The sequence below is a fragment of the Bradyrhizobium sp. AUGA SZCCT0283 genome, from assembly GCF_018130385.1.
GTDB lineage: Bacteria > Pseudomonadota > Alphaproteobacteria > Rhizobiales > Xanthobacteraceae > Bradyrhizobium.
This window is the reverse complement of sequence record NZ_JAFCLU010000071.1, coordinates 1-8418: the sequence shown is the minus strand read 5'-3', so window position 1 is coordinate 8418 and position 8418 is coordinate 1. Positions and strand designations below refer to the sequence as shown.

Genomic DNA, 8418 nt, shown 5'->3' with positions numbered 1-8418 from the left:
CATCGTTGATCCTCCGGGTGGTTGGGTGGTCGCAAACTCAGCTTACCCCTGACCACCTGCCACCCCATAGGATCTACCTGACCACCGCTCCGGCCCTTGCCGCTTCCTTGCAAAAGCTTGAAGTTTAAAATATATGCTGAACCCTCATCCTGGAGGCTTGACCGATGTCCCCATTGTCGCGTTCCTCCCATGCGCTCGTTACCGGTGGCGGGCGGGGCATCGGGCTAGCGATATCGGCGGCGCTGTCGAATGCGGGTGCGACGGTGACGGTGCTTGGCCGCAACCGCGCGACGCTGGATGAGGCCGTTGCATCCGGTGCGGCGCAGTTCGCAGCGGTCGCCGACGTTGCCGATCAGGCGTCGGTCAAATCGGCCGTTACGGAAGCCGCCGCGCGGCAACCGGTCGACATCCTCATTGCCAATGCGGGCGCGGCGGAATCTTCGCCGTTCGGCCGCTCCGATGCGGCGCTGTTCCAGCGGATGATGGACGTCAATTTCATGGGCGTGGTCCACGCCACGCAGGCCGTATTGCCTGGAATGGTCGAGCGCCGCCACGGCCGGATCGTTGCCGTCGCGTCCACCGCCGGCCTGAAGGGCTACGCCTATGTCAGTGCCTACAGCGCGGCGAAACATGCCGTCGTTGGCCTTGTGCGTTCACTGGCGCTGGAAACCGCAAAGAGCGGCGTCACCGTCAACGCCGTCTGCCCCGGCTTCACCGAAACCGATCTGCTGGAAGGCTCGATCGACAACATCATCAAGAAGACCGGCCGCAGCCGCGAGCAGGCCATCGCGGAACTGTCGAAGCATAATCCGCAGGGGCGCCTCGTGGCGCCCTCGGAAGTCGCCGACGCTGTACTCTGGCTCTGCGGCGAAGGCGCCGGCGCCATCACGGGCCAGGCTATCGCGGTGGCCGGCGGTGAAGTCTGACCGGCCGCCACATCGATAACGATTAAATTCAGGGAGAGATCATGAGCAAGCCCGCCAATCCCGTCACGCTGCCGCTGGCGGATTACTCGCCGAAGCATTTCTTGCTGGCCGTCGTCGATCGCGTCGCTACCGTGACGCTCAATCGTCCCGAGCGCAAGAATCCGCTGACCTTCGAAAGCTACCGCGAGCTCACCGATTTCTTCCGCGCCTGCGCGATGGATGAAGAGGTCAAGACCATCGTCGTCACAGGCGCGGGCGGAAACTTCTCCTCCGGCGGCGACGTGTTCGAGATCATCGGTCCCCTGATTCAGATGGATACTAAGGGGCTGACCGCCTTTACCCGGATGACCGGCGACCTGGTGAAGGCGATGCGGGCGTGTCCGCAGCCGATCGTTGCCGCGGTCGAAGGCATCTGCGCCGGAGCTGGTGCGATCGTCGCCATGGCATCCGACCTGCGTCTGGCCGCCGTTGGAGCCAAGGTCGCGTTCCTGTTCAACAAGGTAGGCCTCGCCGGCTGCGACATGGGCGCCTGCGCGATCCTGCCGCGCATCATCGGCCAGTCGCGGGCCTCCGAACTGCTCTACACGGGCCGTTTCATGACCGCAGAGGAGGGCGAGCGCTGGGGCTTCTTCAGCCGTATCGTCACGCCGGACGCGGTGCTGCCGCAGGCGCAGCTTATGGCCAAGCAGATTTCGGATGGCCCCACCTTCGCCAACACCATGACCAAGCGCATGCTGGCGATGGAATGGGCGATGTCGGTGGAGGAGGCGATCGAGGCCGAAGCGGTCGCCCAGGCGCTCTGCATGACCACGGAGGATTTCGCCCGCGCCTTCGAGGCGTTTTCGAACAAGCGAACCCCGGTGTTCCAGGGGAATTGAGGGGGGCGAGCTCCCATCTATCCCCTCATGGTGAGGAGGCGCGTGAGCGCCGTCTCGAACCACGAACGCCCGTGGCCCATCCTTCGAGACGCCGTTGCGCGGCTCCTCAGGATGAGGAGGGAACGTGTGGATCTGGGGCCTTGCGGGAAAATTGTTTTAGGCTTAAAGTAATTCCGAACTAGCCCGACAGCCTGTTTCGGAGGCGGTAGATGAAGATCGCGATTATCGGCGGCGGACCGGCCGGTCTCTATGCCGCGATCCTCTTGAAGAAGCAGCGGCCGCAGGCCGAAATCGCGGTCTATGAGCGTAACCGTGCCGACGACACCTTTGGCTTCGGCGTGGTGTTCTCGGACGCCACGCTGGACAATTTCGAGAAATACGATCCGCCGAGCTATCGCCGCATCACCCAGGAATTCGCCTATTGGGACGACATCGCCGTGCATTTCCGCGGCACCGTGCACCGCGTCGGCGGCAACGGTTTTTGCGGCTGCTCGCGCCGGACGTTGCTGCTGATCCTGCAGGAGCGCGCCCGCGAACTCGGCGTGACGATCCTGTTCGAGACCGATATCGACGACGAGAGCCGCTTTGCCGATGCCGATCTGATCGTGCTCGCCGACGGCATCAACAGCCGCTTCCGCGACAAATACATCGATCATTTCCAGCCGCAGATCGATTTGCGCTCCAACAAGTTCGCCTGGATGGGTTCGACCAAGCCGCTCGACGCCTTCACCTTCATCTTCCAGGAGACGGAGTGGGGGCCGTTCATCGCGCATGCCTATCAGTATGAAGCGGGACGCTCGACCTGGATTTTCGAGACCGACGCCGAAACCTTCCAGCGTGCCGGGCTCGAAGGCCTGAACGAACAGCAATCCGCCGATCGGATGGCCGAGATTTTCGGCTGGTTCCTCGACGGCCATCCCCTGCTGATCAACCGCTCGATGTGGCGCAATTTCCCGATGATCCGCAGCCAGCGCTGGGTCAAGGACAACATGGTGCTGCTTGGAGATGCCAAGGCGACCGCGCATTTCTCGATCGGCTCCGGCACCAAGCTCGCGATGGAAGACGCGATCGCGCTCGCCGATGCCATGGCGGAGACGCCGACCGTCGATGCCGCGTTGCAGACCTACGAGCACGGCCGGCGCGAGGAGGTCGAGAAGATCCAGCACGCCGCCGACGTCTCGCTGGTCTGGTTCGAGCATGTCGACCGCTTCTGGGATTTCGATCCCGTGCAGTTCGCCTTCGGCGTCATGACCCGCTCCAAGGCGATCACCTACGATAACCTCACGCTGCGCGCGCCGGAGTTCGTCCGCGAGGTCGACAAGGCGTTTGCAAAGCAGGTGCGCACAAAGGGGTTCGACGTCGATATCGACAGGCCCGCGGCGCCGATGTTCCAGCCGCTGAAGCTGCGTGAGATGGAAGTCAGGAATCGCGCGGTGGTGTCGCCGATGTGCATGTACTCCGCGAAGGAAGGCGTGCCCGGCGATTTCCATCTGGTGCATTACGGCTCGCGCGCGATCGGCGGCGCCGGGCTGATCTTCACCGAGATGACCTGCGTCGGCCGCGACGCCCGCATCACACCCGGCTGTACTGGTCTGTGGAACGACGAGCAGCAGGCGGCCTGGACGCGGATCGTCGATTTCGTCCACGCCAATTCGGCGGCAAAGATCTGCCTGCAGCTGGGACATGCCGGCCGCAAGGGCGCGACCAAATTGATGTGGGATGGCATGGACCGGCCGCTGGAGCAGGGCGGGTGGGATACGATCTCGGCGTCGCCATTGCCATACTTCCCCGATAGCCAGGTGCCGCGCGAAATGGATCGCGCCGCGATGGACCGCGTCAAGCAGGAGTTCGTCGATGCGGCGTTGCGGGGCGAGGCCTGCGGCTTCGACATGCTGGAACTGCACTGCGCCCACGGCTATCTGCTGGCGAGCTTCATCTCGCCGCTGACCAACGCGCGCACCGACGAATATGGCGGCACGCTCGCCAACCGGCTGCGCTATCCGCTGGAAGTGTTCGCGGCGATGCGCGCGGCATGGCCGGCGCACAAGCCGATGTCGGTTCGTATCTCCGCCACCGACTGGGCCGAAGGCGGCATCACCGGCGACGATGCGGTGGCGGTTGCACGCGCGTTCGGCGAAGCCGGCGTCGATCTGGTCGATGTCTCGACGGGCCAGACCGTGCGCGACGCGCAACCGATCTATGGACGAATGTTCCAGACGCCGTTCTCCGATCAGATCCGCAACGAGGCCCGCGTCGCGACCATGTGCGTCGGGAACATCACCACCGCAGATCAGGTCAACACCATCCTTGCCGCCGGCCGCGCCGACCTCGTGGCGCTCGCCCGGCCGCATCTGGTCGATCCGTCCTTCACGATGCGGGCGGCGGCCTGGTATGGCGCCGATATCGCCTGTCCGCCGCAATACCTGCCGGGCAAGGAACAGATCTTCCGCAACAGCGAGCGTGACCGGCAGGATTTCGAGGACCTCAAAATTAAGGGTAAGCCGAAAACCCGCGCCGAGCTGAAAGCCGAGGCGACAAAGCCGCTTGCAGCCGAATAGGCTGAATGGCAGGCTCTCTCCGCTCCCTCGCCCCGCCTTCGCGGGGTCGAGACGAGCGAAGCTCGCTCTTAGAGGGTTGGGGTGAGGGGCTCTCTCCGCGGGTGAAATCGCCGTGAGTGCGGTACCCCCTCACCCGGATCGCAGGGGCGATCCGACCCCTCCCCGCAAGCGGGGCGAGGATGAGGAAGAGAGTGTGGAGTAACGCGCATGAAAGCAATCATCGTCGGGGGCGGCATCGGAGGCCTTACCACTGCGCTGATGTTGCGCGCGCGCGGCATCGACTGCGAATTGTTCGAACAGTCCGACACCATCCGCGAGCTCGGCGTCGGTATCAACACGCTGCCGCATGCGATCAGAGAATTGACCGGCCTCGGGCTGCTGGACCGGCTGGATGCCGCCGCCATTCGCACCGACCAATTGTATTATCTCAACCGCCACGGCCAGGAAGTCTGGCGCGAGCCGCGCGGCCTCGATGCCGGCCACGACGTGCCGCAATTCTCGGTTCATCGCGGCCGCCTGCAGAGCGTGATCCATCGCGCCGTCGAGGAACGGCTCGGCAACGAGGCAATCCACACCGGCTGCCGGCTCGGCGCGTTCGCGCAGCACGAGGGCGGTGTGGTCGCGCATTTCTTCGACCGCACCGGCGCCCATGTCAAAACCGCGCGCGGCGATATTCTGATCGGCGCCGACGGCATTCATTCGCGCGTGCGCGAGATGCTGTTCCCGGACGAGGGGCCGCCGTGCTGGAACGGGCTGATGCTGTGGCGCGGCGCGCGCGACTGGCCGGCGTTCCTGACCGGCCGCTCGATGATCGTGGCCGGCGGGCTGAATGCCAAGGTCGTGGTCTATCCGATCGCCGAAGGCTCGAGTCCGTCGAGCCGGCTGACCAACTGGGCGGTGTTGGTGAAGATCGGCGAGGGCAATTCGCAGCCGCCGCGCCGCGAGGACTGGTCGCGGCCTGGCAAGCGCGAAGAGCTGATGCCGCATGTCGAGCGGTTCTCGGTGCCTTATGTGGACGTGCGCAGCCTGATCTCGGCGACGCCGGAATTCTACGAGTACCCGTGTTGCGACCGCGATCCGCTGCCGTACTGGACCTGGGGCCGGGTGACGCTGCTCGGCGACGCCGCACATCCGATGTATCCGGTCGGTTCCAACGGCGCATCGCAGGCGATCCTCGATGCCCGCGCGCTGGCCGATGAGCTGGCGCGAGCTGAGCATCCGCGTCAGGCGCTGGTGGCCTATGAGCAGAAGCGCCTGCCGATGACGGCGGAGATCGTGCGCTCCAACCGCCGCGGCGGCCCCGAGGGCGTGATCGACGCGGTCGAGCAACTGGCGCCGGATGGTTTCACCGATATCGAGAAGGTGCTGAGCCACGCCCAGCGCGAGGCGATCGTGCGCGGCTATGCCTCCAAGGCCGGCTTCGCGCCGCCGCCGCTGGGACTGGCCGCGGTGCGGGCGTAGGCGAAGTCCTCATCCTGAGGAGACCGCGAAGCGGTCGTCTCGAAGGATGGCCGCGGGCGAGATCGGGGCCTCATGGTTCGAGACGGCGCTGAAGAAGCGCCTCCTCACCATGAGGGTCAAAGAACTCACGCGCCCGGAGGCGGCGGCAGGAAGTGGATGTTGTGCTCGGCGGCCAGCGCCACCACCGCGTCCGGCGTCTGCTCCTTCATGTTGTGGATCGCCCAGAACAGATCGTAGAGCCGCCGTGTCGGCGACACCCAGAACAGCGTCTTCGCGGTCCGTCCCGACTTGTTGAAGATGCCGTGCGGCTTGCCCATCGGCAGCCGGACCAGATCGCCCGGCGTGGCCTGCGTGTCGGCGCCGTCGAGGAAGAAGTCGAGCTTGCCCTCGAGGATGTAGAGATACTCGTCCTGGTCGGGATGAATATGCGGCGGCACGAGGGTCTCGGGCGGGAAGGTCGCATGCCATGAGAAGGAATGCTCGGTGACGTTTTTCGGCACATAGGTCTGGCCGAGAATGCTCCAGGAAATGCCCTGAATGCCCTCGTTGGCGCGCGTGATGCCGGCGATTTCGGTTTTCATGGTGTCGCTCCCTCTCAATTATTATTTGCCCGCCGCGCAATCCTTGGCGTAGCGATCGCCGTAGTTCGAAAACACCTTCTCGACGATCTCGGTCTGGAATTTTCCGTCCGGACGCTTGGCGACCTTGGTCAGATAGAAATTCTGGATCGGATAGCCGTTGACGTTGAACTTGAAGTCGCCGCGCAGCGAGGTGAGCTCGGCCTTTTTCAGCGCGGCGGACACCGCGTCCTTGTTCTTGAGGTCGCCCTTCACCGCCTTCACCGCGCTGTCGATCAGTAAGGCCGTATCATAGCCCTGCATAGCGTAGGTGCCGGGCACGCTGTTGTAGGCGGCTTCGTAAGCGGCGACGAACTTCTTGCTCTGGGAATTGTCCATGTTCGGCGCCCAGTTGGCGCCGCCGAACATGCCGACGGCGGCGTCCTGCTGCGCGGGCAGGGTGGATTCATCGACGGTGAAAGCCGACAGCACCGGAATCTTGTCGGCAAGGCCGGCCTGCCGGTACTGCTTGACGAGGCCGACGCCCATGCCGCCCGGCATGAAGGTGAACAGTGCATCGACCTTGGAAGAGGCGATCTTGGTCAGCTCGACCTGGAAATCCAGCGTACCCAGCGGCGTGTAGCTTTCTTCTGATATCTCGCCCTTGTAATCGCGCTTGAAACCGGCCACGGCATCCTTGCCGGCCTGATAGTTCGGCACCAGCACGTAGACGCGCTTGTAGCCGCGGTCCTGGGCGACCTTGCCGAGAACTTCGAAATTCTGGTCGTTCTGGTAGGACGTCACGTAGAAGAACGGGCTGCACTCCTTGCCGGCATAGCTCGATGGCCCCGCGTTCGGGCTGATCAGGAACGTCTTGTTCTCGGTCACCGGCCGGTGAATGGCCTGCAGGATGTTGGAGAAGATCGGTCCGACCACGAAGTCGACCTTCTCGCGCTCGAGCAGGCCCTTGGCCTTGGTCACGGCGCCATCGGGCTTGAGTTCGTCGTCGACGACGATGACCTCGACATCCTTGCCGGCCATCTTGCCGCCGAGGTCCTTGATTCCGAGTTGGAGGCCGTCACGCGATTGCTGGCCGAGCACGGCCGCCGGGCCGGACAAGGTCGTGATCACGCCGATCTTGATTTTCTCCTGCGCTGCGGCCGGAGTGGCGGCAACACCCAGCACAACGGCAAGTCCGGTCAGCTTCAACGACTGCTTCATGATTATTCCTCCATTCGGCCTCGGCAGCCGAAAACCCTTGCCACAGCAAATGCTCGGATTGCAGCTTATTCTGACGGTGACTGCACCTGCAAGCAGAACGCGTCCATGCAAGCCATGCGCCAATTACTTGAAACCTAAAGAAATCTGAGCAATGATCCGAGAAGCTGCGCTCTGTTCGGATCACCGAACGCCCAAGCCGGACAAGATTTGCATCATGATCCTCGATTCAGAGACCAAGGCCGTCGAACTCCCGGAGCATCACGGCGACGAACTCAGGCTGTGGCTTCGCCTCTTGACCTGCACGACCCTGATCGAGGGCGAGGTGCGCAGCCGCTTGCGCGAGCGCTTCGACGTCACGCTGCCGCGGTTCGACCTGATGGCCCAACTCGACAAGGTGCCGGAGGGCATGACGCTGTCCGATGTCTCCAAGCGGATGATGGTCTCGAACGGCAACGTCACCGGGCTGGTCGAGCGCCTCGTCGAATCCGGGCATCTCGACCGCCGCACGTCGGATGCTGACCGCCGCGTGCAGGTGATCCGCCTGACCAAGGCGGGACGGGCCGAATTCCGCAAGATGGCGGCGGAGCATGAATTGTGGATTGCCGACGTCTTCGGCGACCTGACGCCGAAGGACGTCCGCGAACTGATGCGCCTGCTGGCCAAGACGAAGGCGTCGGCGCAGAAATCGGCGAAGGCGCGGACAGGCTGAGGCTGGTGCGGCTGAAGCAGCTCGCCGGACGCTAGTGGTTCATCACAGTGATTTTGAGTCTTTGGCGGTGGCTGGATAAGCACGGCCGAGTTTGGCGCGGGCTTTGTC

The 8418-nt window shown here is 64.0% G+C and carries 7 protein-coding genes; 5 read left to right on the top strand and 2 right to left on the bottom strand.

The features are described 5' to 3' along the window. The first annotated feature begins 164 nt into the window (after positions 1-164). The 4 genes from JQ624_RS37565 (at position 165) to JQ624_RS37550 (ending at position 5823) form a co-directional block, all read left to right on the top strand. Positions 165-926, top strand: a complete 762-nt coding sequence (locus tag JQ624_RS37565; protein ID WP_212423901.1) for an SDR family NAD(P)-dependent oxidoreductase — start codon at positions 165-167, stop codon at positions 924-926. Positions 927-967: 41 nt separating this feature from the next. Beyond that, entirely contained in the window at positions 968-1804 is an 837-nt protein-coding gene (locus JQ624_RS37560; protein ID WP_212423900.1) for an enoyl-CoA hydratase family protein, read from the top strand. Positions 1805-2013: 209 nt separating this feature from the next. Further along, entirely contained in the window at positions 2014-4362 is a 2349-nt protein-coding gene (locus JQ624_RS37555; protein WP_212423899.1) for a bifunctional salicylyl-CoA 5-hydroxylase/oxidoreductase, read from the top strand. 207 nt (positions 4363-4569) lie between these two features. Next, positions 4570-5823 (top strand): flavin-dependent oxidoreductase, encoded by a 1254-nt coding sequence (locus tag JQ624_RS37550; RefSeq protein WP_212423898.1) that lies wholly within the window; start codon positions 4570-4572, stop codon positions 5821-5823. Positions 5824-5948: 125 nt separating this feature from the next. On the opposite strand, the gene JQ624_RS37545 is transcribed toward JQ624_RS37550, so the two are convergent. Next, entirely contained in the window at positions 5949-6404 is a 456-nt protein-coding gene (locus JQ624_RS37545) for a cupin domain-containing protein (RefSeq protein ID WP_212423897.1), read from the bottom strand. A 21-nt stretch (positions 6405-6425) separates the two neighbouring features. After that, entirely contained in the window at positions 6426-7601 is a 1176-nt protein-coding gene (locus JQ624_RS37540; protein ID WP_212423896.1) for an ABC transporter substrate-binding protein, read from the bottom strand. A 214-nt stretch (positions 7602-7815) separates the two neighbouring features. Between JQ624_RS37540 and JQ624_RS37535 the strand changes: the two genes are divergently transcribed. Continuing rightward, positions 7816-8310 carry a MarR family winged helix-turn-helix transcriptional regulator gene (locus JQ624_RS37535; protein WP_212423895.1) on the top strand — a complete coding sequence of 165 codons (495 nt, stop codon included), beginning with the start codon at positions 7816-7818 and terminating at the stop codon, positions 8308-8310. The last annotated feature ends 108 nt before the right edge of the window (positions 8311-8418 follow it).

What these genes read in the sequence shown, in the direction of transcription:
- JQ624_RS37555 (WP_212423899.1), top strand. Translation starts at nt 2,014, where the DNA reads ATGAAGATCGCGATTATCGGCGGCGGACCGGCCGGTCTCTATGCCGCG.
- JQ624_RS37540 (WP_212423896.1), bottom strand. Translation starts at nt 7,601, where the DNA reads ATGAAGCAGTCGTTGAAGCTGACCGGACTTGCCGTTGTGCTGGGTGTT.
- JQ624_RS37535 (WP_212423895.1), top strand. Translation starts at nt 7,816, where the DNA reads ATGATCCTCGATTCAGAGACCAAGGCCGTCGAACTCCCGGAGCATCAC.
- JQ624_RS37545 (WP_212423897.1), bottom strand. Translation starts at nt 6,404, where the DNA reads ATGAAAACCGAAATCGCCGGCATCACGCGCGCCAACGAGGGCATTCAG.
- JQ624_RS37565 (WP_212423901.1), top strand. Translation starts at nt 165, where the DNA reads ATGTCCCCATTGTCGCGTTCCTCCCATGCGCTCGTTACCGGTGGCGGG.
- JQ624_RS37550 (WP_212423898.1), top strand. Translation starts at nt 4,570, where the DNA reads ATGAAAGCAATCATCGTCGGGGGCGGCATCGGAGGCCTTACCACTGCG.
- JQ624_RS37560 (WP_212423900.1), top strand. Translation starts at nt 968, where the DNA reads ATGAGCAAGCCCGCCAATCCCGTCACGCTGCCGCTGGCGGATTACTCG.